Here is a 1,549-nt window from a genome sequence, read left to right as displayed (position 1 = left end):
ACCTGAAACCGTGTGCCTACAAGCCGTAGGAGCTTACAAGAGTCTTCGGGTTCTTGTGTGATGTGACTGCGTGCCTTTTGAAGAATGAGCCTGCGGGCCCTTGCCCACCGCCGACGGCTCCAGCCAGCAGCCCGCCTCCGCGACGCCGAGCCCGACGTCCATCGTCCTGAAGAGAACCCCGCCGACCAGCGTGCCGTCCGCCCAGATGCCGTAGATGCGCCCGGTGTCGGCCGCGGCCTTGTCCGCGTACGACTGGAGGTACGACCGGCTCGACTCCACGTCCGTGACGAAGTCCGGCAGCGCGATGTACTGCCCGATGAAGTCCCGGCCCCGCTCCATGTGGGCCAGGAGCTCCTCGGCCCGCCACGGCTCCAGCGGGCGCAACTCCGCGCCGTCCTCGCCCAGGGATATTACGTACATCATTCCCCCAACGCTCAAAACCGGCCATATAGCCAGGAGATCATCTCACGGGCGGGCTCGGGGTCCTCAACTTGCCCGCTGAAGATCGAGCCCCAGCCAGCCTGCGAGGTCGGCGATCTCCTGGTCGATCGCCTCAGTCATGGCCGGGGTGAACGGCACATCCTGGTGAACGGCGTTCACCAGCAGCACGCCGGCCTTGCGGTCGGCCTTGGCGTCGACCTTGCCGACCAGCCGGTCGCCGTAGAGGACCGGCTGGGCGAAGTAGCCCCACCGCCGCTTCCCGGCGGGCTTGTACATCTCCAGCTGGTAGTCGAACTCGAAGAGCTCCTCGGTGCGGGTCCGGTCGTGCACCAGGCGGTCGAACGGCGACAGCAGCGCGGCCCGGCCGTGGAAGGGCTCGTCGAGCAGCGACGGCTCGATCCGCCACTCCCCCCGGACGCCCTCGACGACCGCCGGCTCACCCGCCTCGCCCACGACGGCGGGCTCGACGGGGCACTCCGGGCCGCGCAGCCGGGCGATCCCGAGCGCACTGAGCCGCCGGCGGTCCCGCTCCTGCTCGGCCTCCTCCGCCGGAACGACCGGATCGTCCGGATAAACCCGGAAGGCGAGGTCCCACAGCCGGTCGCGCCCCTTCCGACCGGCGACCGCGACCTCCCCGCGCTGCACCATGAACTCGAGCAGCTGGGTGAGGTTCTTGTTGTTGGTCCAGCCCGTGGAGCCCCACGGCTTCTCGCACGTGTCGGGCAGCTCGCGCGAGGTCAGCGGGCCGGCCTCACGCAGGCGGTCGAGGATCTCGCGCCGGCAGCGGTCGTTGGCCAGGACCCAGTCGCGGCGGTATTCCTGCCAGTCCTTGAGCTCACCACTCCCTGGCCACACGGACATCTCGGCGCGGTAGAGCGCGAGGTCCTCGGCGGGGCGCACCATGGCCCGAAGCTCGATCAGACGGCAATCGTCCAGCGCCGCGCGCAGGTCGCCCGGCGAGTACGACGATCCGAGCCGGCTCCAGGCGACCAGGTCGGCGCTCGGCGCTACCGCGTTGACCGGGTCGAGCTGGAGCAGCGTGAGCTGCCGCACCGTCGACAGCAGGTCGGCGGGGCGCTCCTGCTGCAGCAGCTGGGCGCGGACGGCC

Annotated in this window: 2 protein-coding genes; both read right to left on the bottom strand. The window is 70.1% G+C overall.

Annotation, left to right across the window (positions count from 1 at the left end; translation table 11 throughout):
* Positions 1 to 33 precede the first annotated feature (33 nt).
* Positions 34 to 423, bottom strand: coding sequence for a hypothetical protein (locus tag AB0J09_RS64450; protein ID WP_360714337.1), 390 nt, complete (start codon positions 421 to 423; stop codon positions 34 to 36).
* A 63-nt stretch (positions 424 to 486) separates the two neighbouring features.
* Positions 487 to 1,549 (bottom strand): crosslink repair DNA glycosylase YcaQ family protein (locus AB0J09_RS64445; protein ID WP_360714335.1); only part of this gene is annotated, 1,063 nt, incomplete at its 5' end.

This window comes from Nonomuraea sp. NPDC049784 (genome assembly GCF_040659615.1).
GTDB lineage: Bacteria > Actinomycetota > Actinomycetes > Streptosporangiales > Streptosporangiaceae > Nonomuraea.
This window is presented reverse-complemented; position numbering and strand designations above follow the sequence as displayed.